This window comes from Escherichia sp. HH091_1A, from assembly GCF_030295175.1.
GTDB classification, from domain to species: Bacteria; Pseudomonadota; Gammaproteobacteria; order Enterobacterales; family Enterobacteriaceae; genus Escherichia; species Escherichia coli_F.
Genome location: NZ_AP025747.1, coordinates 4782916 through 4808075, shown reverse-complemented (window position 1 = coordinate 4808075; position 25160 = coordinate 4782916). Strand labels below are relative to the sequence as shown.

Genomic DNA, 25160 nt, shown 5'->3' with positions numbered 1-25160 from the left:
CCATGTCTGAAATGACCCCACGCGAAATCGTCAGCGAACTGGATAAACACATCATCGGCCAGGATAACGCCAAGCGTTCCGTGGCGATTGCACTGCGTAACCGCTGGCGTCGCATGCAGCTTAACGAAGAGCTGCGCCATGAAGTGACCCCGAAAAATATCCTGATGATCGGCCCGACCGGTGTCGGTAAAACTGAAATCGCTCGTCGTCTGGCTAAGCTGGCGAATGCGCCGTTCATTAAAGTTGAAGCGACCAAATTCACCGAAGTGGGCTATGTAGGTAAGGAAGTGGATTCTATTATCCGCGATCTGACCGATGCCGCCGTGAAAATGGTACGCGTCCAGGCTATTGAGAAAAACCGTTATCGCGCTGAAGAACTGGCAGAAGAACGTATTCTCGACGTGCTGATCCCACCGGCTAAAAACAACTGGGGACAGACCGAACAACAGCAGGAACCGTCCGCTGCTCGTCAGGCATTCCGCAAAAAACTGCGTGAAGGCCAACTCGATGACAAAGAAATCGAAATCGATCTTGCCGCAGCACCGATGGGCGTTGAAATTATGGCGCCTCCGGGAATGGAAGAGATGACCAGCCAGCTGCAGTCCATGTTCCAGAACCTGGGTGGTCAGAAACAAAAAGCGCGTAAGCTGAAAATCAAAGACGCCATGAAGCTGCTGATTGAAGAAGAAGCGGCGAAACTGGTGAATCCGGAAGAGCTGAAGCAAGACGCTATCGACGCCGTTGAACAGCACGGGATCGTGTTTATCGACGAAATCGACAAAATCTGTAAGCGCGGCGAGTCTTCCGGTCCGGATGTTTCTCGTGAAGGTGTTCAGCGTGACCTGCTGCCGCTGGTAGAAGGTTGCACCGTTTCCACCAAACACGGGATGGTCAAAACTGACCACATTCTGTTTATCGCTTCTGGCGCGTTCCAGATTGCGAAACCGTCTGACCTGATCCCGGAACTGCAAGGTCGTCTGCCAATCCGCGTTGAACTGCAGGCACTGACCACCAGCGACTTCGAGCGTATTCTGACCGAACCGAATGCCTCTATCACCGTGCAGTACAAAGCACTGATGGCGACTGAAGGCGTAAATATCGAGTTCACCGACTCCGGTATTAAGCGGATCGCGGAAGCAGCATGGCAGGTGAACGAATCTACCGAAAACATCGGTGCTCGTCGTTTACATACTGTTCTGGAGCGTTTAATGGAAGAGATTTCCTACGACGCCAGCGATTTAAGCGGTCAAACCATCACTATTGACGCAGATTATGTGAGCAAACATCTGGATGCGTTGGTGGCAGATGAAGATCTGAGCCGTTTTATCCTATAATCGCGTTCAATCATTTTCATCATTGTTTGATGGGGCTGAAAGGCCCCATTTTTATTGGCGCGTATTATGACTGAACAACAAATTAGCCGAACTCAGGCGTGGCTGGAAAGTTTACGACCTAAAACCCTCCCCCTCGCCTTTGCTGCAATTATCGTCGGGACGGCGCTGGCATGGTGGCAAGGTCACTTCGATCCGCTGGTCGCCCTGCTGGCACTGATTACCGCCGGACTGCTTCAAATTCTCTCTAACCTCGCTAATGATTACGGCGATGCAGTAAAAGGCAGCGATAAACCTGACCGCATTGGCCCGCTACGTGGCATGCAAAAAGGGGTCATTACCCAGCAAGAGATGAAACGGGCGCTCATTATTACCGTCGTGCTCATCTGTCTCTCCGGGCTGGCGTTGGTTGCAGTGGCGTGCCATACGCTGGCCGATTTTGTCGGCTTCCTGATTCTTGGCGGGTTGTCGATCATTGCCGCTATCACCTACACCGTGGGCAATCGTCCTTATGGTTATATCGGTCTGGGTGATATTTCCGTACTGGTTTTCTTTGGCTGGTTAAGCGTCATGGGCAGCTGGTATTTACAGGCTCATACGTTGATTCCGGCGTTGATCCTTCCGGCGACCGCATGCGGCCTGCTGGCAACGGCAGTACTGAACATTAATAACCTGCGTGATATCAATAGCGACCGCGAAAATGGCAAAAACACGCTGGTGGTGCGCTTAGGTGAAGTGAACGCGCGTCGTTATCATGCCTGCCTGCTGATGGGCTCTCTGGTGTGTCTGGCGCTGTTTAATCTCTTTTCACTGCATAGCCTGTGGGGCTGGCTGTTCCTGCTGGCGGCACCATTACTGGTGAAGCAAGCCCGTTATGTGATGCGGGAAATGGACCCGGTGGCGATGCGACCGATGCTGGAACGCACTGTCAAGGGAGCCTTACTGACTAACCTGCTGTTTGTTTTAGGGATATTCCTAAGCCAGTGGGCAGCATAACTGACAAATATCAATTAACAATTGATGATTTTGCCAACAGCCCACATAGCGCGATATACTGAAAATTCTCGCAGCAACTGAATGTTAAGCCTATGAAATACGATACTTCCGAGCTTTGTGACATCTATCAAGAAGATGTTAACGTCGTGGAACCGCTGTTCTCCAACTTTGGCGGACGGGCGTCGTTTGGCGGACAAATAATCACGGTAAAATGTTTCGAGGACAACGGGTTGCTGTACGATCTGCTCGAACAGAATGGCCGTGGTCGTGTTCTCGTCGTTGATGGCGGTGGTTCTGTTCGTAGCGCACTGGTCGATGCTGAGCTGGCGCGTCTGGCAGTACAAAATGAATGGGAAGGCCTGGTCATTTACGGCGCGGTGCGTCAGGTAGATGACCTGGAAGAGCTGGATATCGGCATCCAGGCGATGGCAGCAATTCCAGTCGGTGCCGCTGGCGAAGGCATTGGCGAAAGCGATGTCCGCGTTAATTTTGGCGGCGTCACCTTCTTCTCCGGTGACCATCTTTATGCCGACAATACCGGAATTATTCTTTCAGAAGATCCGCTGGATATTGAATAAGTACCTGCCATGCGTTAAAAGGGGAATTAAATTCCCCTTTTTTATATGCAAAATATTCATAAAGACTATCGTTTGTTTTTATTTAATTCATTTTAAATATCAATAGTTCACATCTGACAATATAAATTAATTATCGATAAATCATTTCATAAAAATATGCAGCATTAAAAATTAATGCTATATGGTAAATTAACTATTCTGGGAATAGGGATATGAATCATCGTTAGTAGCGAACGTATTATATAATAAGGGATTGATATGAGATACGTTATCTTATTAATACTATGGATAATAACTACTTTTCTTAGTCATCTTCAGCACAGCAACCTACTGTCTGGAGATCCTGGCATGGTTGGCGAGTATATCGGTTCAGTATTTCTGGGGCCGTTGTTACTTCCCGTGCTTGTGTCAGGTATTCTGTGCGCATTTATTAAAAAAAAACGTAACTTCGCCAGTTTTACTCGCGGGTGCTGTTGGGTATTGGGAATCCTGCTTTTATCCAAAGTCGGCAATACGTTTCGTATGTTTACCCCGTGGCAATATACCTTTGAGAATGCTGCGATAACCGTGACTATCCCGAACCGACACTGGAATACGGTTTCCATTAGTACTAATAAAACCATTGATATAAGAAGTGAGGATAATAGCGTCTTCATTTCTGCTTTCCGCCTGCCCGCAGGACGTAGCGCCGATGACCCGCTGGAAGCGTTAAAGAAGAAGCAGCGAGACAATCTCAAGGATCAATACAATGAGGAAGCCTTCCAGTTTCATGATTGTAATGCCAAACATTTCACCTGTAAGTATCAGGATGTGTTGATAAATTTTGATGGTCAGCAGAAAAGAACCATCAGTGTTTATCTTGAAGACACCCCCAGGGCTGTGGGGATCATTGCATTAATGGCGCCAGATACGGCAGATAAATATCGCCAACAGGCGATGGAGATTATGCTTTCCGCTAAAAATGCAGTGAAGTAAAAAATAAGGCGCCTTGCGGCGCCTCTGCGTGGAAGAGATTAAACCTCTTCCATGCGACCCAGCAGGGCCTGCAGACGTTCCTGCCAGCCGTTCTGCTGTTCTTTCAGATGGTTGTTCTCACGCTCCAGCTCTTCGCGCTGATGCTGGGCATTTTGAACTTCCTGCGACAGTGAGTTGTTTTTTTCTTTCAGCTCTTCGATTTCCATCTGCAACAGAGTGATGGTATCAATCGCCTGCTGTACTTTTGCTTCCAGTTTCTCAAACACTTCTAATGACATTGTCATACCTCTCCTGAATTGCAAGGCGTTGATGGATAAAAATCCTCGTCCCGATTACCGGTGACGCCTTAATAAATACGAGCGCACTTTAGTTAGCTCCGATTGTATGAAGCCGCGCCATCGCTGTCCAGCGGCACGCCTTGCAGATTACGGTTTGCCACACTTTTCATCCTTCTCCTGGAGACATAATCCACGCAAATCGAAAATGTTAATAAATTTGTTGCGCGAATGATCTAACAAACATGCATCATGTACAATCAGATGGAATAAATGGCGCGATAACGCTCATCTTATGACGAAGCACACACATTTTAAGTTCGATATTTCTCGTTTTTGCTCGTTAACGATAAGTTTACAGCATGCCTACAAGCATCGTGGAGGTCCGTGACTTTCACGCATACAACAAACATTAACTCTTCAGGATCCGATTATGAGTCAAACATCAACCTTGAAAGGCCAGTGCATTGCTGAATTCCTCGGTACCGGGTTGTTGATTTTTTTCGGTGTGGGTTGCGTTGCAGCACTAAAAGTCGCTGGTGCGTCTTTTGGTCAGTGGGAAATCAGTGTCATTTGGGGACTGGGGGTGGCAATGGCCATCTACCTGACCGCAGGGGTTTCCGGCGCGCATCTTAACCCCGCTGTTACCATTGCATTGTGGCTGTTTGCCTGTTTCGACAAGCGCAAAGTTATTCCTTTTATCGTTTCACAAGTTGCCGGCGCTTTCTGCGCTGCGGCTTTAGTTTACGGGCTTTACTACAATTTATTTTTCGACTTCGAACAGACTCATCACATTGTTCGCGGCAGCGTTGAAAGTGTTGATCTGGCTGGCACTTTCTCTACTTACCCTAATCCTCATATCAATTTTGTGCAGGCTTTCGCAGTTGAGATGGTGATTACCGCTATTCTGATGGGGCTGATCCTGGCGTTAACGGACGATGGCAACGGTGTACCACGCGGCCCTTTGGCTCCCTTGCTGATTGGTCTACTGATTGCGGTCATTGGCGCATCTATGGGCCCATTGACGGGCTTTGCCATGAACCCAGCGCGTGACTTCGGTCCGAAAGTCTTTGCCTGGCTGGCGGGCTGGGGCAATGTCGCCTTTACCGGCGGCAGAGACATTCCTTACTTCCTGGTGCCGCTTTTTGGCCCTATCGTTGGCGCGATTGTAGGTGCATTTGCCTATCGCAAACTGATTGGTCGCCATTTGCCTTGCGATATCTGTGTTGTGGAAGAAAAGGAGACCACAACTCCTCCAGAACAAAAAGCTTCGCTGTAATATGACTACGGGACAATTAAACATGACTGAAAAAAAATATATCGTTGCGCTCGACCAGGGCACCACCAGCTCCCGCGCGGTCGTAATGGATCACGATGCCAATATCATTAGCGTGTCACAGCGCGAATTTGAGCAAATCTACCCAAAACCAGGCTGGGTAGAACACGACCCAATGGAAATCTGGGCCACCCAAAGCTCCACGCTGGTAGAAGTGCTGGCGAAAGCCGATATCAGTTCCGATCAAATTGCGGCTATCGGTATTACGAATCAGCGTGAAACCACTATTGTCTGGGAAAAAGAAACCGGCAAGCCTATCTATAACGCTATTGTCTGGCAGTGTCGTCGTACCGCAGAAATCTGCGAGCATTTAAAACGTGACGGTTTAGAAGATTATATCCGCAGCAATACCGGTCTGGTGATTGACCCGTACTTCTCTGGCACCAAAGTGAAGTGGATCCTCGACCATGTGGAAGGATCTCGCGAGCGTGCACGTCGTGGTGAATTGCTGTTTGGTACGGTTGATACGTGGCTTATCTGGAAAATGACTCAGGGCCGTGTCCATGTGACCGATTACACCAACGCCTCTCGTACCATGTTGTTCAACATCCATACCCTGGACTGGGACGACAAAATGCTGGAAGTGCTGGATATTCCGCGCGAGATGCTGCCAGAAGTGCGTCGTTCTTCCGAAGTGTACGGTCAGACTAACATTGGCGGCAAAGGCGGCACGCGTATTCCAATCTCCGGGATCGCCGGTGACCAGCAGGCGGCGCTGTTTGGTCAGTTGTGCGTGAAAGAAGGGATGGCGAAGAATACCTACGGCACTGGCTGCTTTATGCTGATGAACACCGGCGAGAAAGCGGTGAAATCAGAAAACGGCCTGCTGACCACCATCGCCTGTGGCCCAACTGGCGAAGTAAACTATGCGCTGGAAGGTGCGGTGTTTATGGCGGGCGCATCCATTCAGTGGCTGCGTGATGAGATGAAGTTGATTAACGACGCCTACGATTCCGAATACTTTGCCACGAAAGTGCAAAACACCAACGGTGTGTATGTGGTTCCGGCGTTTACCGGACTGGGTGCGCCGTACTGGGATCCGTATGCGCGCGGGGCGATTTTCGGTCTGACTCGTGGAGTGAACGCTAACCACATTATACGCGCGACGCTGGAGTCTATTGCTTATCAGACGCGTGACGTGCTGGAAGCGATGCAGGCCGATTCTGGTATTCGTCTGCACGCCCTGCGCGTGGATGGCGGCGCAGTGGCGAACAATTTCCTGATGCAGTTCCAGTCCGATATTCTCGGCACGCGCGTTGAGCGCCCGGAAGTGCGCGAAGTCACCGCATTGGGTGCGGCCTATCTTGCTGGTCTGGCGGTTGGCTTCTGGCAGAACCTCGACGAGCTGCAAGAGAAAGCGGTGATTGAGCGCGAGTTCCGTCCTGGCATCGAAACCACCGAGCGTAATTACCGTTACGCTGGCTGGAAAAAAGCGGTTAAACGCGCGATGGCGTGGGAAGAACACGACGAGTAATATCAGGCATCTGAACCAATTGCCTGATACTGATCGCCTGATGCGACGCTTACGCGTCTTATCAGGCCTACGAGCCGATGCCATTTTGTGTAGGCCGGATAAGGCGTTCACGCCGCATCCGGCATGTCGTAGACTCTGAAATCGTGCGGGGGCAACCCCCGCACACATCAATAATCCTGCCCTTCCCCTGTGCTACACTTCGCGCCATTCCTTACTGCTTAGAGTTTGCTATGAGACGAGAACTTGCCATCGAATTTTCCCGCGTCACCGAATCTGCGGCGCTGGCTGGCTACAAATGGTTAGGACGCGGCGATAAAAACACCGCGGACGGCGCGGCGGTTAACGCCATGCGTATTATGCTCAACCAGGTCAACATTGACGGCACCATCGTCATTGGTGAAGGTGAAATCGACGAAGCACCGATGCTCTACATTGGTGAAAAAGTCGGTACCGGTCGCGGTGATGCGGTAGATATTGCTGTTGATCCGATTGAAGGCACGCGCATGACGGCGATGGGCCAGGCTAACGCGCTGGCGGTGCTGGCAGTAGGCGATAAAGGCTGCTTCCTCAACGCGCCAGATATGTATATGGAGAAGCTGATCGTCGGACCGGGAGCCAAAGGCACCATTGATCTGAACCTGCCGCTGGCGGATAACCTGCGCAATGTTGCGGCGGCGCTCGGCAAACCGTTGAGCGAACTGACGGTAACGATTCTGGCAAAACCGCGCCACGATGCCGTTATCGCAGAAATGCAGCAACTCGGCGTGCGCGTATTTGCTATTCCGGATGGCGATGTGGCAGCCTCAATTCTCACCTGTATGCCAGACAGCGAAGTTGACGTGCTGTACGGTATTGGTGGCGCGCCGGAAGGCGTGGTTTCTGCGGCGGTGATCCGCGCATTAGATGGCGACATGAATGGTCGTCTGCTGGCACGTCATGACGTCAAAGGCGACAACGAAGAAAATCGCCGCATTGGCGAGCAGGAGCTGGCGCGCTGCAAAGCGATGGGCATCGAAGCGGGTAAAGTGTTGCGTCTGGGCGATATGGCGCGCAGCGACAACGTCATCTTTTCTGCCACTGGCATCACCAAAGGTGATCTGCTGGAAGGTATTAGCCGCAAAGGCAATATCGCCACCACCGAAACACTGCTGATCCGCGGTAAATCACGCACCATTCGTCGCATTCAATCCATCCACTATCTGGATCGTAAAGACCCGGAAATGCAGGTGCACATTCTCTGAGTGATTTGATCGATTGAGCCTTCCAGTCCTTCGGGACTGGAATTTTTTTGTTCGGAGAACGAAGATAAGGCAAGTCAATCAAAACAGGAGAAAAACATGGCTGATTGGGTAACAGGCAAAGTCACTAAAGTGCAGAACTGGACCGACGCCCTGTTTAGTCTCACCGTTCACGCTCCCGTGCTTCCATTTACTGCCGGGCAATTCACCAAACTAGGCCTTGAAATTGACGGCGAACGCGTCCAGCGTGCCTATTCCTACGTTAACTCTCCTGATAATCCCGATCTGGAGTTTTACCTGGTGACCGTGCCCGATGGAAAATTAAGCCCACGATTAGCGGCACTGAAACCGGGCGATGAAGTACAGGTGGTTAGCGAAGCAGCTGGCTTCTTTGTGCTGGATGAGGTCCCTGACTGCGAAACACTGTGGATGCTGGCAACCGGTACAGCGATTGGCCCTTATTTATCAATTCTGCAACTGGGCAAAGATTTAGATCGCTTCAAAAATCTGGTTCTGGTTCACGCCGCACGTTATGCCGCCGACTTAAGTTATCTGCCACTGATGCAAGAACTGGAAAAACGCTACGAAGGGAAACTGCGCATTCAGACGGTGGTCAGTCGGGAAACGGCGGCGGGTTCGCTCACCGGGCGAATACCGGCGTTAATTGAAAGTGGTGAACTGGAAAGTGCGGTGGGCTTGCCGATGGATAAAGAAACCAGCCATGTGATGCTGTGCGGCAATCCACAGATGGTTCGCGATACGCAACAGTTGCTAAAAGAAACCCGGCAGATGACGAAACATTTACGTCGTCGACCGGGCCATATGACAGCGGAGCATTACTGGTAAGCGGTTACTTATCGATAAACGGCACGATGAGCAGATCCGCTTTCAACTTATTGATCATCCCGCGGTATGCCGGCATCAAACGGTTGATAAATGAGTGGTGATGACCACAGACAAGGAGGTCGCACTGCTCTTGTTGCATAATATCCAGCAGTGTTTCCGGCATTTCCCCACGTTCAATACGCAGTTTTGTCTTCGGCCATTGAATATTTTTCGTCAGTTTATACAGCTTGTTATCCGACTTATTCTTCAACAATTGAAGAATATCCTCTGTTGCAGGGAAGTAGATACCCGGATACAACTCGCTTAAGCCATCATCAATATGAATTAACGTCAGGTGAGCGTCATTATGTCTGGCGAGCTCCAGGGCTTTATTCACCAGTAAGGCATCTTCTTCATTCCCGGAAATTGCCACGCCAATGTGTTTATAAGCCATGTTTAACTCCTTCTAAAGCAACTCCATCAAGCTAACGAACGCAGTGATAACTCAAAAATAATCATCTCGGCCTGGCATGAGAAGGTGAAGGCCGCATCAAGCTCAACTTGCCCCTCCTGATCCTTAATCTTATAGGCCACGCTGGCCCCTTCATCCGCAGAGGATGCAGCGGCGGCAAGCTCTTTCAGTTTAGTCATAAAGGACTCTGCTTCTTCGCGGGTGGCAAAAAAGCGCGAAAACTTACTGGTACAGTTGTCGTTATCAATCACCGTACCGATATCAATCGCACATCCTTTAGTACTGCATTTATCTACGACATCTTTCATAGGGCACCTCTGTATATTCGCCTCTCTGTCGATTACGACTTAAGAATAATGCGCCGTTAAGGGAAGAACAAACAAGTAATGATCTTATGGATTACCATTTTTTTTGATATTGCTTAAGGTGAAGAGATCAGAAGGATTTTCCGGGCATTGTCATTTTCAACGTGGAAATAACAAACCCGGAAAAAAATAGCAGTAAGAGATATATTAAAGGTTAATTACTTGATTTATTGTCGGCTTTATACTTCACATCCTCGGTATCTTTACCATATTTATTTTCGCCTTGTGTGCCAACAAACGCACCAAGATCGATAAGCATCATCACCAGAATCAACGTCGGGACAAAACGCCCCACCGCCCATTGCCAGACACCAGGTAAAATCGCCCAGTTACCCGCCAGCAGCATCCACGCCACAATCATCAGAAATGCCCATGCGCCGGAACGCCCGCGATCATGCAAGCGCTTAACGGTTACTGCCGCTGTTGGCCAAAGCAAGCACACAAGGCAAAACGCCGCGGTCTGAATATCGAGTAAATTTTTACCCGCCAGTGAGAAAAGCACCAGCATGCCTGCGAACCACAGGCCTATCCAAATCCAGAAATCACGGCGTCCAATACGCCCTTTAAATGAAAATAACCATTGCTGTATGGTCATGTAAGTTCCTTGATGGTTGTCTTTTCCAGGATTCTACCCTTTTGACAAGGGCGACAGATATCGTTTTAATCGGAGCCAGTCATAACAAAAGGTACTGTCAATGAAGCCAGGGTGTACGCTGTTTTTTCTCTTATGTTCTGCATTAACCGTTACAACAGCGGCGCATGCACAAACACCAGATACGGCAACGACCGCGCCTTATCTGCTGGCTGGAGCCCCTACTTTCGATCTCTCCATCAGCCAGTTTCGAGAAGACTTTAACAGCCAGAATCCCAGCCTGCCACTGAACGAATTTCGTGCCATCGACAGCAGTCCCGACAAAGCCAATCTCACTCGTGCTGCAAGTAAAATTAATGAGAACTTGTATGCTTCTACAGCGCTGGAGCGCGGTACCTTAAAAATCAAAAGCATTCAAATGACCTGGCTACCCATCCAGGGGCCAGAGCAAAAAGCCGCGAAAGCGAAAGCTCAGGAATACATGGCAGCGGTGATCCGCACACTCACCCCATTAATGACCAAAACACAAAGCCAGAAAAAACTGCAGTCGCTACTAACGGCGGGGAAAAACAAACGTTATTACACCGAGACCGAAGGTGCACTGCGTTATGTTGTCGCGGACAACGGCGAAAAGGGGCTGACCTTCGCTGTTGAACCGATTAAGCTGGCGCTATCTGAATCGCTTGAAGGTTTGAATAAATGACAAAAAGCAAAGCCTTTGTGCCGATGAATCTCTATACTGTTTCACAGACCTGCTGCCCTGCGGGGCGGCCATCTTCCTTTATTCGCTTATAAGCGTGGAGAATTAAAATGCGACATCCTTTAGTGATGGGTAACTGGAAACTGAACGGCAGCCGCCACATGGTTCACGAGCTGGTTTCTAACCTGCGTAAAGAGCTGGCAGGTGTTGCTGGCTGTGCGGTTGCAATCGCACCACCGGAAATGTACATCGATATGGCGAAGCGCGAAGCTGAAGGCAGCCACATCATGCTGGGTGCGCAAAACGTGGACCTGAACCTGTCCGGCGCATTCACCGGTGAAACCTCTGCTGCTATGCTGAAAGACATCGGCGCACAGTACATCATCATCGGCCACTCTGAACGTCGTACTTACCACAAAGAGTCTGACGAACTGATCGCGAAAAAATTCGCGGTGCTGAAAGAGCAGGGTCTGACTCCGGTTCTGTGCATCGGTGAAACCGAAGCTGAAAACGAAGCGGGCAAAACTGAAGAAGTTTGTGCACGTCAGATCGACGCGGTACTGAAAACTCAGGGTGCTGCAGCATTCGAAGGTGCGGTAATCGCTTACGAACCAGTATGGGCAATCGGTACTGGCAAATCGGCAACTCCGGCGCAGGCACAGGCTGTTCACAAATTCATCCGTGACCACATCGCTAAAGTTGACGCTAACATCGCTGAACAAGTGATCATCCAGTACGGCGGCTCTGTAAACGCGTCTAACGCTGCAGAACTGTTTGCTCAGCCAGACATCGACGGCGCGCTGGTTGGCGGTGCTTCTCTGAAAGCTGACGCTTTCGCAGTGATCGTTAAAGCTGCAGAAGCGGCTAAACAGGCTTAAGTCTGACAGGTGCCGGATTTCATATCCGGCACTTACTTTCCTTAACTCCTCGCCTTAACGCAAAATCTCACACTGATGATCCTGGATTTCCTCGGCTGAAGCACGGTTCAGCGTCAGTAGATTTCGTTGTGTCGCCAGCAACACAAACGAATTATCACTCTGCCGCACCATCGCCAGCCCGTAGCTTCCCATATGTTCCCGCGCCTCAGGCACTTCTTCTGCAAGCATCATAAATGGGCTGCGTTGTACCAGTTCGCTTTCCGTTACCCGACGCGCCAGGTATTCATGCCCGTGCAAACCACCTGGCAGTGGCAACCAGCGGCTGCTGATGTTCGCCAGATTGTTATCCAGCTGTTCGCGCACATCAGGACGAATACAAGAGATATGAATATGAAAATGGTTTTGCGTACGCCCGGTGCGAGAGTTGATCGCCAAAGAAACCGCGCGATCGGGAACCGGCTGGCCGTATTTTTTGCTCATAAAATCACGCGCCTGCCAGGCCAACCAAAAGAAGTTCGGCGTTGAAGGATCGGTCAACAAAGGACTTTCAGTACCGTTAATACGATACGTTGGCATCAACAGATATTGCAGTGGGCCATTAAGATCTTTTAAAACCACGTATCCGGCATTGGGTTTGACTTCCGCACATGGCGAAGGATTTTGATTTTGCTGCTGATTGGGTAAACATTCCTCAAGGACAATCTTACGTAATGTATCCGACTCTTCGCCGGTTAATTTCCAGTAACCAATACCAGCAGCCACAACGGCGATAACTATCATCACCAAAAAAAGAAGACCCGCTTTTTTCATCTTTTTTTCCCTGTACCTCAAAGAGATGCAAGGGTAACGCAAAATCGTGACAAATAAAAAACCCGGTCGCGAGAAACCACCGGGTTTGATAATTATCCTGGAGAAACTAGCGTTTGCTGATCTGATCGAACGTACCACCGTTAGCAAAATGCTCTTTTTGTGCTTTCGTCCAGCCGCCAAACTCTTCATCAATGGTAAATAACTTCAGCTTTGGAAACGCATTTTCGTACTTTTTCGCCACCTCCGCATCGCGCGGACGGTAGTAGTTTTTCGCGGCAATTTCCTGGCCTTCTGGCGAGTAGAGATATTTCAGGTAGGCTTCCGCCACCTCTTTGGTATCTTTTTTCTCAACCACTTTATCGACCACCGACACGGTTGGCTCTGCGAGGATAGACTCACTCGGCGTGACGATTTCGAATTTATCTTTCCCCAGTTCATTCGCTGCCAGCAGAGCTTCGTTTTCCCAGGCAATCAGAACATCGCCAATTCCGCGCTCGACAAAAGTGTTAGTGGAGCCGCGCGCGCCAGAATCCAGAACTTCGACGTTTTTATACAGTGCCCGAACAAAATCCTGCGCTTTTGCCTGATCGTTGTTGTTGTGGTGCAGCGCGTAGCCCCAGGCTGCCAGGTAGTTCCAGCGCGCGCCACCGGAGCTTTTCGGATTAGGCGTGATCACCGAAACACCCGGTTTAATCAGATCATTCCAGTCATGGATCTGCTTCGGATTGCCCTTACGTACCAGGAAAACAATGGTGGAAGTGTACGGTGCGGAGTTATCCGGCAGACGTTTGATCCACTCTTTATCAATCCGCCCGCGTTCCGCAATTGCGTCCACGTCATAGGCCAGAGCCAGAGTGACAACATCAGCTTCAATACCATTGATTACCGACGTCGCTTGTTTGCCTGAACCACCGTGTGACTGACGAATCACCACGTTATCGCCAGTTTGCTGTTTCCAGTGGGCGCTGAATGCCTTGTTGTACTGTTCGTACAATTCGCGCGTTGGATCATATGAAACGTTAAGAAGCTGAATATCCTTTGCCATAACGCTGGTTGCCGCCAGCAAAAATGTTAACCCTACGCCCCACTTGTTCATCGCCCGACTCTCTTATGTTGTGTTGTGATGAGCAAAGCGTGCCAGAAGGTTAACCAAACATTAAAGAATAAAAAAAGATTGGCTATAACTTGTGGGTATATGTTGGGGGATTAAAAAGGCGGAAGAAATCCGCCTCATATTGCTGACAAAGTGCGCTTTGTCCATGCCATATGCGGCGCGAACGCCTTATACGGCCTACAAAAGTTTGCAAATTCAATAAATTGCAGAATTCATGTAGGCCTGATAAGCGAAGCGCATCAGGCATTTTTGCTTCTGTCATCGGTTTCAGGCTAAAGGAATCTGCCTTTTTCCGAAATCATTAATACAGTTTTTTCGCGCAGTCCAGCCAGTCGCCTTTGAACGGACGCTTCATGTTTTCGATAGCGTCGATGATGTCGTGGTGAACCAGCTGTTCGTTCTGGATACCTACACAACGACCGCCGTAACCTGCCAGCAGCAGTTCAATGGCGTAAGCACCCATACGGGAAGCCAGAATACGGTCGTAAGGCACCGGAGAACCACCGCGCTGAATGTGGCCCAACACAGTTGCACGGGTTTCACGACCAGTTTCTTTCTCGATGAAATGCGCCAGTTCGTCAACATCACACATGTGTTCGGTAATTGCCACAATGGCGTGTTTCTTACCTTTCGCGATACCCGCTTTGATTTCATTTACCAGGTCATCACGGCTGAATTCAACTTCCGGAACCACGACGAATTCACAACCACCGGCGATGGCCGCAGCCAGCGTCAGATCGCCACAGTAACGCCCCATCACTTCCACCACGGAAATACGCTGGTGAGAAGAAGAGGTGTCACGCAGGCGGTCGATCGCTTCTACAACGGTGCTCAGCGCAGTGAAGAAACCGATAGTGTAGTCAGTGCCTTTGATGTCGTTGTCGATAGTGCCCGGCAGGCCGATGCACGGGAAGCCCATTTCGGTCAGACGCATTGCACCCATGTAGGAACCGTCACCGCCGATAACCACCAGCGCGTCGATACCACGTTTTTTCAGGTTTTCGATAGCCACGGCGCGGATGTTCTCGTCGCGGAATTCCGGGAAACGCGCAGAACCGAGGAACGTACCGCCACGGTTGATCATGTCAGACACGCTGTAACGGTCTAGCTGTACCATACGGTCTTCATACAGACCCAGATAGCCGTCATAAATACCCATTACTTCCAGACCTTCTGTCAGCGCAGAACGAACAACCCCGCGAATTGCGGCGTTCATGCCTGGCGCATCACCGCCGCTTGTCAACACACCGATTTTCTTAATCATGACTACCTCTGAACTTTGGAATGCAAAATGAAATCTGTTGCCGGAAGTCTTCTTGCACATCGAAGTGATCCAACGAATGTGCAAATAGTATAACAATCACTTCCTGCTGAATTGATTCAGGTCAGGCCAAATGGCGGTATTTTATACACAAAATGCGGGTCTGGCTCTCTTTTATACTGATTATGAAAGCATAGACCGTTTACCCTCCCTGGGTACGACGGAACAAGGATCCTGATGGATAATCACATCCGATCCCGGAAAACGCCGTAAAATAGCCTGCTCTACCTGATCCGCCACCATATGTGCCTGAACCAAAGGCAGAGAGTCTTCCATTTCCAAATGAATCTGAATAAAGCGGGTCGGCCCTGACTGCCGCGTGCGAAGATCGTGAGCGCCGCTAACACCCGGCCAGGAAGTCACGATATCAATAATTTCTTGCCGTTCCTCATCAGGTAATGCGCGATCCAGTAATGACTGTACCGCCTCATATCCCATGCGTAACGCGCTATATAAAATATAGATGCCGATTCCCAATGCAAACAGAGCATCGGCGCGATGCCAGCCGTACCAGGACAACCCCAGCGCCAGCAGAATTGCGCCGTTCATCATAACATCAGACTGGTAATGTAGCATATCAGCCCGCACCGCCTGGCTTTGCGTCCGGCGCACCACCCACCGCTGAAACGAGACAAGGATAATCGTACAAATTAGCGCCACAATTGTCACGATAACCCCGACGCCTGGATCTGTCATCGGTGTTGGAGATACCAGATGTTGAATACCCGTCAAAAACAGGAATAGTGCCGAACCGGAGATAAACATACTTTGCGCCAGCGCCGCGAGGGACTCAGCTTTACCGTGACCAAACGAGTGATTATCGTCGGCAGGTTGCAGGGAATATCGCACCACCAGTAAATTCGTCAACGACGCGCCGATATCCACCAGCGAATCCACCAGCGCGGCGAGAATACTCACCGACCCGGTATACCACCATGCAAAAATTTTAATCAGCAATAGCAGCGAAGCCATCGCCGTTGCAGCAATCGCCGCCCGACTGACCAGCCGTCCATAAGATTGATTCATAAATACTCCCGCTATCAACTGACGGTAGTATAACGGAAGCAAATCATCTGCAATGCATTAAGCAGTAGGCAAATTGAGGATAAAAAAAACCCCCACATCATGTGGGGGAAGACAGGGATGGTGTCTATGGCAAGGAAAACAGGGTTTACTACTGGGAACGTGAGTTGCTACTACTCAATAGCTTCAACGATGAACTTTTTTGCCATTGCGTCACGTCGCGCAACTGCTCCATTCGTTGTTGATGTTTCTCGTTTAAAACCGCTTGCTGCTCCGGCGTTAACAGGCGATACATTTGGTTGCGGACTTTTGCCATCTCAACCTGACGAGCAATTTGCTCATTCGCCATTTTTTCTGCCTGTGCGCGCACAGCGTTTTCATCAAAATTTTCTGCGGTGACAAGGCGATGCATTGTCTCCAGTTCGCTAACATTAACAGGAGGCTGTTCGTGCCGGGCCTGTTGCATAAGATCTCGCATCTGCTGACGCTGATGTTCGGTTAAACTTATGCCGTCGAACATATGGCTCTGCGTACTGCGCTGCGTAAGTTCTTCACCCGGATGCCAGTTATCGCCTGAACCGACTTCAGCAGCGTGGCTTAATGAACTGACTGCCAGCGTTGAGGCCATGACGGCAGCGGTAACTATGCGCATCATTTGCTCCCAAAATCTTTCTGTCGCGATTCAACGATAGAGAGTTTACGATTCAGGCTGCAAACATGCGTCAGGGGGTGTAAAACAACGTAAAGTCATGGATTAGCGACGTCTGATGACGTAATTTCTGCCTCGGAGGTATTTAAACAATGAATAAAATCCTGTTAGTTGATGATGACCGAGAGCTGACTTCCCTGTTAAAGGAGCTGCTCGAGATGGAAGGCTTCAACGTGATTGTTGCCCACGATGGGGAGCAGGCGCTTGATCTTCTGGACGACAGCATTGATTTACTTTTGCTTGATGTCATGATGCCGAAGAAAAATGGTATCGACACATTAAAAGCACTTCGCCAGACACACCAGACGCCTGTCATTATGTTGACGGCGCGCGGCAGTGAACTTGATCGCGTTCTCGGCCTTGAGCTGGGCGCAGATGACTATCTCCCGAAACCGTTTAATGATCGTGAGCTGGTGGCACGTATTCGCGCGATCCTGCGCCGTTCGCACTGGAGCGAGCAACAGCAAAACAACGACAACGGTTCACCGACACTGGAAGTTGATGCCTTAGTGCTGAATCCAGGCCGTCAGGAAGCCAGCTTCGACGGGCAAACGCTGGAGTTAACCGGCACTGAGTTTACCCTGCTTTATTTGCTGGCACAGCATCTGGGTCAGGTGGTTTCCCGTGAGCATTTAAGCCAGGAAGTGCTGGGCAAACGCCTGACGCCTTTCGACCGCGCTATCGATATGCACATTTCCAACCTGCGTCGTAAACTGCCGGATCGTAAAGATGGTCACCCGTGGTTTAAAACCTTGCGTGGTCGCGGCTATCTGATGGTTTCTGCTTCATGATAGGCAGCTTAACCGCGCGCATCTTCGCCATCTTCTGGCTGACGCTGGCGCTGGTGTTGATGTTGGTTTTGATGTTACCCAAGCTCGATTCACGCCAGATGACCGAGCTTCTGGATAGCGAACAGCGTCAGGGGCTGATGATTGAGCAGCATGTCGAAGCGGAACTGGCGAACGATCCGCCCAACGATTTAATGTGGTGGCGGCGTCTGTTCCGGGCGATTGATAAGTGGGCACCGCCAGGACAGCGTTTGTTATTGGTGACCACCGAGGGCCGCGTGATCGGCGCTGAACGCAGCGAAATGCAGATCATTCGCAACTTTATTGGCCAGGCCGATAACGCCGATCACCCGCAAAAGAAAAAGTATGGCCGCGTGGAACTGGTCGGTCCGTTCTCCGTGCGTGATGGCGAAGATAATTACCAACTGTATCTGATTCGTCCGGCCAGCAGTTCTCAATCCGATTTCATTAACTTACTGTTTGACCGCCCGCTATTACTGCTGATTGTGACTATGTTGGTCAGTACACCGTTGCTGTTGTGGTTGGCCTGGAGTCTGGCAAAACCGGCGCGTAAGCTGAAAAACGCGGCCGATGAAGTTGCCCAGGGGAACTTACGCCAGCATCCGGAACTGGAAGCGGGGCCACAGGAATTTCTTGCCGCTGGTGCCAGTTTTAACCAGATGGTGACCGCGCTGGAGCGCATGATGACCTCCCAGCAGCGCCTCCTTTCTGATATCTCTCACGAACTGCGCACGCCACTGACGCGCCTGCAACTGGGTACGGCGTTATTGCGCCGTCGTAGTGGTGAAAGCAAGGAACTGGAGCGTATTGAAACCGAAGCCCAGCGTCTGGACAGCATGATCAACGACCTGTTGGTGATGTCACGTAATCAGCAGAAAAACGCGCTGGTGAGCGAGACATTGAAAGCTAACCAGTTGTGGGGTGAAGTGCTGGATAACGCGGCATTCGAAGCGGAACAAATGGGCAAGTCGTTTACGGTTAACTTCCCGCCTGGGCCGTGGCCTCTGTATGGCAACCCGAACGCTCTGGAAAGTGCGCTGGAAAACATTGTTCGTAATGCTCTGCGTTATTCCCATACGAAGATTGAGGTGGGCTTTGCGGTAGATAAAGATGGTATCACCATTACGGTGGACGACGATGGTCCTGGCGTTAGCCCGGAAGATCGCGAGCAGATTTTCCGTCCGTTCTATCGCACCGATGAAGCGCGCGATCGTGAATCTGGCGGTACGGGCTTAGGGCTGGCGATTGTCGAAACAGCTATCCAGCAGCACCGTGGTTGGGTGAAGGCAGAAGACAGCCCGCTGGGCGGTTTGCGGCTGGTGATTTGGCTGCCGCTGTATAAGCGGAGTTAAACTCCGCATTTGTAGGCCGGATAAGGCGTTTACGCCGCATCCGGCGTTTGAGCAGAATGCCTGATGCGACGCTGATAGCGTCTTATCAGGCCTACTCTCCGGGGGTTATTTTCCCCACAACCGCCGTGAAAAATCTTCGATTTTGCCGCTCAGTCGGCGTTTCTGCATCGTCCGCGTCCAGCTTTTCGATAACCCTGCGGCGGAGAGTAAACGGTGATACTGATCGTCATCAAACGGCATATGCCATGCGATAGCAGCAGCCTCCTGCACGGTCACATCACTGACACGAGAAACCAACTCCAGCGGCGCATCAGCAGATACCAACCCTGGCGCAATCACGCTATACAACCACCCCACTTTACCCGTGTTTTGCATCAACTGCGCTATATCGCTGATATCAAAATGGTAATTGAGTTTATAGCAAGGGGAGCGTGGCTGGCTGACCTGAATTAATGCCTCTCCCCAGCGGAAAATATCGCCAATATAAACATTGCTTTCCGTCAGACCGTCGGTTGAGAGATTTTCGCCAAACGCAGGCGCAACAAACAACTCCGCCTGTTCCGGAAATTCCCGCGCCCAGTAGAGATAGTGCTCACGAGGATAATGACACAGCGCTCTGTCTGGCCCGCCGTGAACCTTCTTCTCCGCCTGCTCGTCACCTTCCAGCCCCAGCTCCGTCAGCATCAACTCACCATCAACCTGGATTTTGGCAATTGCGCTGAGTTTGCCTTCGGGATAAGCCTGAATCTTGCCTGTGTATACATCAACCGGATATCGCATCTGTTCCCTCTCCACGAGAAATTTCCCCATTAGACCATATTTATTTTATGTCAGGCGTGCTGTTTTCGCGGTATGTATCCAGGCAGGAGCTCAATAGCAAACCGGACGAACGTTAGTTCATCCGGCTGTGGGGATTAAGGAAGCAGGTTTATTTTACCGTGCCTAAAATTTCGATTTTCGCCACTCTGGCTTTGACTTTACGTGACCAGATAGAGGTAAGAATTGGCACCAGAATCGAAGTCACAATGACCGCCGTCGCGACCAGCGAAGTTGCTGCCGGAGCCATCGGTTTAAACGCAGGCACCATTTCAGCAATCAGCACAGGTGTCGCTACCGCGGCCCCTGCGGAACTGGAAGCGGCAATTCCGGCAGTGCCATCGCCACCGCCAATCAATTTATCGGCGATAATCAACGGAATACCGGTCACGATAATTACTGCCACACCCAACAGGATCCCCAGCAAACCTGTCTGGGCAATTACAGTCAAATCAATGGTATTGCCCAGCGCGAAGGCAAAGAATGGAATCAGCGTCTGCACCGCTTTGCTGAAAAATTCTCGTAATTCAGGATCAAGGTTCCCAAGGGCAAAGCCCACCAGGAACGGTAATACTGCGCCGACGAAAACATGCGGTTCAAACGAGGCAATCCCGGCAGTGCCCAGAATAATCATCGTCATGAGCGGCCCGGACTCCAATGACATTAACACAAATGCCCCAGCTTCTTCTTTCGTACCGTACTGCTGCATGATGGAAGCGTAAAGTCCGCCGTTGGTCATATCCATCGCCGCCACCAGCGCCAGCGTTGAAAGTCCGGCAAAGAATCCAACTTCAACACCATGTTCCGGAATAATGCGCGAGGCAATTGCCGCAACCACCCACGCGACGGCAATTTTTGTTACCACCAGCGTACCGGATTTACGCAATACCGTTCCCGTCGCGCTTAATTTTATTGACGCCCCCATGCAAAAAAACCACACCGCCAGAATGGGCACCGTACCGGTAATCATCCCGTTGGTGAATGATCCAAAATATTTCCCCGCCCCCGGCGAGAAGGTGTGGCACAGTGCGCCAAGGAATAGCGGGACGAGCATCATCCCCCCCGGGATTTTTTCAATCGAGCGTTTTATCTGCATTTCCATCACCTGTCGGCATATTTTTAAGGGCTGATGCGTAATTCCTCAACGGAGCATCAGTGTTGATGAAAACGAAGATAGACATTCATTTAATCAATAAAAGTGATCAAAACCACATCAATTGAAACACTGTTTTATTTTTATCGGATCATTGTTTTTATTTTGAAATTGATCACAAAAAAACCACCGCCGTTGGCGATGGTTCATTTTTTAAGCTGATATGCGGCGTAAACGCCTCATTGCAGCAGGCGGCAAATGATTATTTTTTCGCCGCGAAACGTGCCGCTGCTTCGTCCCAGTTCACCACATTCCAGAACTCTTTGATGTAGTCCGGGCGGCGGTTCTGGAATTTCAGGTAGTAAGCGTGTTCCCACACATCCAGGCCCAGGATCGGGAAGCCGGAAGCGCCAGAAATAGTTTCGCCCATCAGCGGGGAGTCCTGGTTAGCAGTAGAAACCACCGCCAGTTTATCGCCTTTCAGCACCAGCCATGCCCAGCCGGAACCAAAGCGGGAAGCTGCCGCTTTCTCAAATTCTGCTTTGAAGTTATCAACGGAGCCGAAGTCACGTTCGATAGCCGCTTTCAGGTCACCCTGTAAGGTGGTGCCTTTTTTCAGACCTTTCCAGAACAGGCTGTGGTTAGCGTGACCGCCAGCGTTGTTGCGCAGTACGGTTTTCTTGTCTGCTGGCAGCTGGTCCAGTTTGGTGATCAGCTCTTCAACCGGCAGGTTGGCAAATTCTGGCAGGCTTTCCAGCGCCGCGTTGGCGTTGTTGACGTAGGTCTGATGGTGTTTGGTGTGGTGGATTTCCATGGTCTGCTTATCGAAGTGCGGTTCCAGGGCATCGTAAGCATACGGCAGGGATGGCAGGGTATAGCTCATATTCATCTCCAGTATTGTCGGGCGGCCGATTGTTAATGCCGCGTAAGCAGTTGGTTCATTATAGTTAATTAAATGATATTGAAAATGATTATCAATGCCGTACTTTTCGTAAGGGTATGGTTTTGCAGGAAAATGCCCGAGATGTGAAGCAAATCACCCACTTAATGCCGTGATTGCCAGTAAATCGACAACGGCGGCAACAGGCGAAAGGTTAATCGACAGCACGATTTTTACACTCATCTCGTCGGAGATGTGACGCGACGAAAAATGATGAGGATAAGAAGATGAGTAACGCGATTACGATGGGGATATTTTGGCATTTGATCGGCGCGGCCAGTGCAGCCTGTTTTTACGCGCCGTTCAAAAAAGTAAAGAAATGGTCATGGGAAACCATGTGGTCAGTCGGTGGGATTGTTTCGTGGATTATTCTGCCGTGGGCCATCAGCGCCCTGTTACTACCGAATTTCTGGGCGTATTACAGCTCGTTTAGTCTCTCTACACTGCTGCCTGTTTTTCTGTTCGGTGCTATGTGGGGGATCGGTAATATCAACTACGGCCTGACCATGCGTTATCTCGGCATGTCGATGGGAATTGGCATCGCCATTGGCATTACGTTGATTGTCGGTACGCTGATGACGCCAATTATCAACGGCAATTTCGATGTTCTGATTAATACCGAAGGCGGACGCATGACGTTGCTCGGCGTTCTGGTGGCGCTGATTGGCGTAGGGATTGTAACTCGCGCCGGGCAGTTGAAAGAGCGCAAGATGGGCATAAAAGCCGAAGAGTTCAACCTGAAAAAAGGGCTGGTGCTGGCGGTGATGTGCGGCATTTTCTCTGCCGGGATGTCCTTTGCGATGAACGCCGCAAAACCGATGCATGAAGCAGCTGCCGCACTGGGCGTCGATCCACTGTATGTCGCTCTGCCAAGCTATGTTGTCATCATGGGAGGCGGCGCGATCATCAACCTCGGTTTCTGCTTCATTCGTCTGGCAAAAGTGAAGGATTTGTCGCTAAAAGCCGACTTTTCGCTGGCAAAACCGCTGATCATTCACAACGTGTTACTCTCGGCACTGGGCGGTTTGATGTGGTATCTGCAATTCTTTTTCTATGCCTGGGGCCACGCCCGCATTCCGGCGCAGTATGACTACATCAGCTGGATGCTGCATATGAGCTTCTATGTATTGTGCGGCGGTATCGTCGGGCTGGTGCTGAAAGAGTGGAACAATGCAGGTCGCCGTCCGGTAACGGTGTTGAGCCTCGGTTGTGTGGTGATTATTGTCGCCGCCAACATCGTCGGCATGGGCATGGCGAATTAATCTTTCTGCGAATTGAGATGACGCCACTGGCTGGGCGTCATCCCGGTTTCCCGGGTAAACACCACCGAAAAATAGTTACTATCTTCAAAGCCACATTCGGTTGAAATATCACTGATTAACAGACGGCTATGCTGGAGAAGATATTGCGCATGACACACTCTGACCTGCCGCAGATATTGATTGATGGTCATTCCAGTCTGCTGGCGAAATTGCTGACGCAAAACGCGCTCACTGCACGATGCCTCATCACAAAATTCATCCAGCGCAAAGGGACTTTTCAGGCTGGCCGCCAGCCGGGTAATCAGCTTATCCAGCAACGTTTCGCTGGATGTTGGCGGCAACGAATCACTGGTGTAACGATGGCGATTCAGCAACATCACCAACTGCCCGAACAGCAACTCTGCCATTTCGTTAGCAAACGGCACATGCTGACTACTTTCATGCTCAAGCTGACCGATAATCTGCCGCGCCTGTGCCATCCCCATGCTACCTAAGCGCCAGTGTGGTTGCCCTGCGCTGGCGCTAAATCCCGGAATCGCCCCCTGCCAGTCAAGATTCAGCTTCAGCCGCTCCGGGCAATAAATAATATTCTGCAAAACCAGATCGTTAACGGAAGCGTAGGAGTGTTTATCGTCAGCATGAATGTAAAAGAGATCGCCACGGGTAATGCGATAAGGGCGATCGTTGAGTACATGCAGACCATTACCGCGCCAGACAATTACCAGCTCACAAAAATCATGTGTATGTTCAGCAAAGACATCTTGCGGATAACGGTCAGCCACAGCGACTGCCTGCTGGTCGCTGGCAAAAAAATCATCTTTGAGAAGTTTTAACTGATGCGCCACCGTGGCTACCTCGGCCAGAGAACGAAGTTGATTATTCGCAATATGGCGTACAAATACGTTGAGAAGATTCGCGTTATTGCAGAAAGCCATCCCGTCCCTGGCGAATATCACGCGGTGACCATTTAAACTCTCGGCGAAAAAGCGTCGAAAAGTGGTTACTGTCACTAAATCCGCAACGATAGGCGATGTCAGTAACGCTGGCCTCGCTGTGGCGTAGCAGATGTCGGGCTTTCATCAGTCGCAGGCGGTTCAGGTAACGCTGAGGCGTCAGTCCCGTTTTCTGCTTAAGCTGCCGATGTAGCGTACGCAGCGAAAGAGAAAATTGATCCGCCACGGCATCCCAATTTACCTCATCGGCAAAATGGTCCTCCAGCCAGGCCAGAAGCAAGTTGAGACGTGATGCGCTGTTTTCCAGGTTCTCCTGCAAACTGCTTTTACGCAGCAAGAGCAGTAATTGCATAAACAAGATCTCGCGACTGGCGGTCGAGGGTAAATCATTTTCCCCTTCCTGCTGTTCCATCTGTGCAACCAGCTGTCGCACCTGCTGCAACACGCTGTGGTTAACGCGCCAGTGAGACGGATACTGCCCATCCTGCTCTTGTGGCAGCAACTGATTCAGCCCGGCGAGAAACTGAAATCGATCCGGCGAGCGATACAGCACATTGGTCAGACACAGATTATTGGTATGTTCATACAGATGCCGATCATGATCGCGTACGAAACAGACCGTCCCACCGGTGATGGTATAGGGCTGCCCATTAAACACATGAATACCCGTGCCATGTTCGACAATCACAATTTCATGAAAATCATGATGATGTTCAGGAAAATCCGCCTGCGGGAGCCGGGGTTCTATCGCCACGGACGCGTTACCAGACGGAAAAAAATCCACACTATGTAATACGGTCATACTGGCCTCCTGATGTCGTCAACACGGCGAAATAGTAATCACGAGGTCAGGTTCTTACCTTAAATTTTCGACGGAAAACCACGTAAAAAACGTCGATTTTTCAAGATACAGCGTGAATTTT

27 protein-coding genes are annotated in these 25160 nt (G+C 50.4%); 13 read left to right on the top strand and 14 right to left on the bottom strand.

What is annotated here, in order from left to right:
* Nucleotides 1-2 precede the first annotated feature (2 nt).
* The 4 genes from hslU (at nt 3) to QUF14_RS23890 (ending at nt 3880) form a co-directional block, all read left to right on the top strand.
* A complete protein-coding gene (gene hslU / locus QUF14_RS23905; RefSeq protein WP_001293344.1) occupies nt 3-1334 on the top strand; it encodes an ATP-dependent protease ATPase subunit HslU in 1332 nt (443 codons plus the stop codon).
* A gap of 66 nt (nt 1335-1400) precedes the next feature.
* Nucleotides 1401-2327, top strand: coding sequence for a 1,4-dihydroxy-2-naphthoate polyprenyltransferase (menA, locus tag QUF14_RS23900; RefSeq protein WP_000139496.1), 927 nt, complete (start codon nt 1401-1403; stop codon nt 2325-2327).
* 92 nt (nt 2328-2419) lie between these two features.
* Nucleotides 2420-2905, top strand: a complete 486-nt coding sequence (rraA, locus tag QUF14_RS23895; RefSeq protein WP_000872915.1) for a ribonuclease E activity regulator RraA — start codon at nt 2420-2422, stop codon at nt 2903-2905.
* Between the two features lie 348 nt (nt 2906-3253).
* Nucleotides 3254-3880: a hypothetical protein gene (locus QUF14_RS23890; protein WP_123057342.1), complete on the top strand. Its 627-nt coding sequence runs from the start codon at nt 3254-3256 to the stop codon at nt 3878-3880.
* 38 nt (nt 3881-3918) lie between these two features.
* Here the strand turns inward: QUF14_RS23890 and zapB are convergent, their stop codons facing one another.
* A complete protein-coding gene (gene zapB, locus QUF14_RS23885) occupies nt 3919-4164 on the bottom strand; it encodes a septal ring assembly protein ZapB (RefSeq protein ID WP_001296623.1) in 246 nt (81 codons plus the stop codon).
* Between the two features lie 424 nt (nt 4165-4588).
* Between zapB and glpF the strand changes: the two genes are divergently transcribed.
* The 4 genes from glpF (at nt 4589) to fpr (ending at nt 9049) form a co-directional block, all read left to right on the top strand.
* The gene (gene glpF, locus QUF14_RS23880; protein WP_000084267.1) at nt 4589-5434 is read left to right on the top strand and encodes a glycerol uptake facilitator protein GlpF; all 846 of its coding nucleotides are present in this window, start codon (nt 4589-4591) and stop codon (nt 5432-5434) included.
* A gap of 22 nt (nt 5435-5456) precedes the next feature.
* The gene (glpK, locus tag QUF14_RS23875) at nt 5457-6965 is read left to right on the top strand and encodes a glycerol kinase GlpK (protein WP_000136788.1); all 1509 of its coding nucleotides are present in this window, start codon (nt 5457-5459) and stop codon (nt 6963-6965) included.
* 230 nt (nt 6966-7195) lie between these two features.
* On the top strand, nt 7196-8206 hold the full coding sequence (gene glpX, locus QUF14_RS23870) for a class II fructose-bisphosphatase (RefSeq protein ID WP_001250644.1): 1011 nt from the start codon (nt 7196-7198) through the stop codon (nt 8204-8206).
* 96 nt (nt 8207-8302) lie between these two features.
* The gene (fpr, locus tag QUF14_RS23865) at nt 8303-9049 is read left to right on the top strand and encodes a ferredoxin--NADP(+) reductase (RefSeq protein WP_000796321.1); all 747 of its coding nucleotides are present in this window, start codon (nt 8303-8305) and stop codon (nt 9047-9049) included.
* A 4-nt stretch (nt 9050-9053) separates the two neighbouring features.
* Here fpr and uspD read toward each other — a convergent pair whose 3' ends face one another.
* The 3 genes from uspD to QUF14_RS23850 form a co-directional block, all read right to left on the bottom strand.
* Complete coding sequence (gene uspD, locus QUF14_RS23860; protein WP_000323553.1) at nt 9054-9482, bottom strand: universal stress protein UspD; 429 nt, start codon at nt 9480-9482, stop codon at nt 9054-9056.
* A gap of 26 nt (nt 9483-9508) precedes the next feature.
* Nucleotides 9509-9808, bottom strand: coding sequence for a DUF406 domain-containing protein (locus QUF14_RS23855; protein ID WP_000655987.1), 300 nt, complete (start codon nt 9806-9808; stop codon nt 9509-9511).
* Nucleotides 9809-10019: 211 nt separating this feature from the next.
* Nucleotides 10020-10460: a DUF805 domain-containing protein gene (locus QUF14_RS23850; RefSeq protein WP_000155255.1), complete on the bottom strand. Its 441-nt coding sequence runs from the start codon at nt 10458-10460 to the stop codon at nt 10020-10022.
* A 100-nt stretch (nt 10461-10560) separates the two neighbouring features.
* On the opposite strand from QUF14_RS23850, the gene QUF14_RS23845 reads away from it, so the two are divergent.
* On the top strand, nt 10561-11160 hold the full coding sequence (locus QUF14_RS23845) for a YiiQ family protein (protein ID WP_000802214.1): 600 nt from the start codon (nt 10561-10563) through the stop codon (nt 11158-11160).
* 107 nt (nt 11161-11267) lie between these two features.
* Nucleotides 11268-12035, top strand: a complete 768-nt coding sequence (gene tpiA, locus QUF14_RS23840) for a triose-phosphate isomerase (RefSeq protein WP_001216325.1) — start codon at nt 11268-11270, stop codon at nt 12033-12035.
* Between the two features lie 54 nt (nt 12036-12089).
* Here the strand turns inward: tpiA and cdh are convergent, their stop codons facing one another.
* The 5 genes from cdh to cpxP form a co-directional block, all read right to left on the bottom strand.
* Nucleotides 12090-12845 carry a CDP-diacylglycerol diphosphatase gene (cdh, locus tag QUF14_RS23835; protein WP_001355351.1) on the bottom strand — a complete coding sequence of 252 codons (756 nt, stop codon included), beginning with the start codon at nt 12843-12845 and terminating at the stop codon, nt 12090-12092.
* A gap of 106 nt (nt 12846-12951) precedes the next feature.
* Nucleotides 12952-13941 carry a sulfate/thiosulfate ABC transporter substrate-binding protein Sbp gene (gene sbp, locus QUF14_RS23830; RefSeq protein ID WP_001045686.1) on the bottom strand — a complete coding sequence of 330 codons (990 nt, stop codon included), beginning with the start codon at nt 13939-13941 and terminating at the stop codon, nt 12952-12954.
* 319 nt (nt 13942-14260) lie between these two features.
* A complete protein-coding gene (gene pfkA / locus QUF14_RS23825; protein ID WP_001355350.1) occupies nt 14261-15223 on the bottom strand; it encodes a 6-phosphofructokinase in 963 nt (320 codons plus the stop codon).
* 180 nt (nt 15224-15403) lie between these two features.
* A complete protein-coding gene (gene fieF, locus QUF14_RS23820; protein WP_001076748.1) occupies nt 15404-16306 on the bottom strand; it encodes a CDF family cation-efflux transporter FieF in 903 nt (300 codons plus the stop codon).
* A gap of 148 nt (nt 16307-16454) precedes the next feature.
* Nucleotides 16455-16955, bottom strand: a complete 501-nt coding sequence (gene cpxP / locus QUF14_RS23815) for a cell-envelope stress modulator CpxP (RefSeq protein WP_001223800.1) — start codon at nt 16953-16955, stop codon at nt 16455-16457.
* Between the two features lie 149 nt (nt 16956-17104).
* On the opposite strand from cpxP, the gene cpxR reads away from it, so the two are divergent.
* Together cpxR and cpxA are read left to right on the top strand one after the other, a co-directional pair.
* Nucleotides 17105-17803: an envelope stress response regulator transcription factor CpxR gene (gene cpxR, locus QUF14_RS23810; protein ID WP_001033722.1), complete on the top strand. Its 699-nt coding sequence runs from the start codon at nt 17105-17107 to the stop codon at nt 17801-17803.
* The gene (gene cpxA, locus QUF14_RS23805) at nt 17800-19173 is read left to right on the top strand and encodes an envelope stress sensor histidine kinase CpxA (protein ID WP_000580426.1); all 1374 of its coding nucleotides are present in this window, start codon (nt 17800-17802) and stop codon (nt 19171-19173) included. Before cpxR ends, cpxA begins: the two co-directional genes overlap by 4 nt.
* 105 nt (nt 19174-19278) lie before the next feature.
* On the opposite strand, the gene yiiM is transcribed toward cpxA, so the two are convergent.
* From yiiM to sodA, 3 genes are all read right to left on the bottom strand, one after another.
* Nucleotides 19279-19953 (bottom strand): 6-hydroxyaminopurine reductase, encoded by a 675-nt coding sequence (yiiM, locus tag QUF14_RS23800; protein ID WP_001270233.1) that lies wholly within the window; start codon nt 19951-19953, stop codon nt 19279-19281.
* A gap of 148 nt (nt 19954-20101) precedes the next feature.
* A complete protein-coding gene (gene kdgT, locus QUF14_RS23795; RefSeq protein ID WP_001166064.1) occupies nt 20102-21085 on the bottom strand; it encodes a 2-keto-3-deoxygluconate transporter in 984 nt (327 codons plus the stop codon).
* Nucleotides 21086-21344: 259 nt separating this feature from the next.
* A complete protein-coding gene (gene sodA / locus QUF14_RS23790; RefSeq protein WP_001355349.1) occupies nt 21345-21965 on the bottom strand; it encodes a superoxide dismutase [Mn] in 621 nt (206 codons plus the stop codon).
* A 284-nt stretch (nt 21966-22249) separates the two neighbouring features.
* Between sodA and rhaT the strand changes: the two genes are divergently transcribed.
* A complete protein-coding gene (gene rhaT, locus QUF14_RS23785; protein WP_000063508.1) occupies nt 22250-23284 on the top strand; it encodes an L-rhamnose/proton symporter RhaT in 1035 nt (344 codons plus the stop codon).
* Here rhaT and rhaR read toward each other — a convergent pair.
* Together rhaR and rhaS are read right to left on the bottom strand one after the other, a co-directional pair.
* Entirely contained in the window at nt 23281-24129 is an 849-nt protein-coding gene (rhaR, locus tag QUF14_RS23780) for an HTH-type transcriptional activator RhaR (RefSeq protein ID WP_024211942.1), read from the bottom strand. The two genes, rhaT and rhaR, sit on opposite strands and share 4 nt — an antisense overlap.
* 73 nt (nt 24130-24202) lie before the next feature.
* Nucleotides 24203-25039: an HTH-type transcriptional activator RhaS gene (gene rhaS / locus QUF14_RS23775; RefSeq protein WP_000217161.1), complete on the bottom strand. Its 837-nt coding sequence runs from the start codon at nt 25037-25039 to the stop codon at nt 24203-24205.
* Nucleotides 25040-25160: the final 121 nt, after the last annotated feature.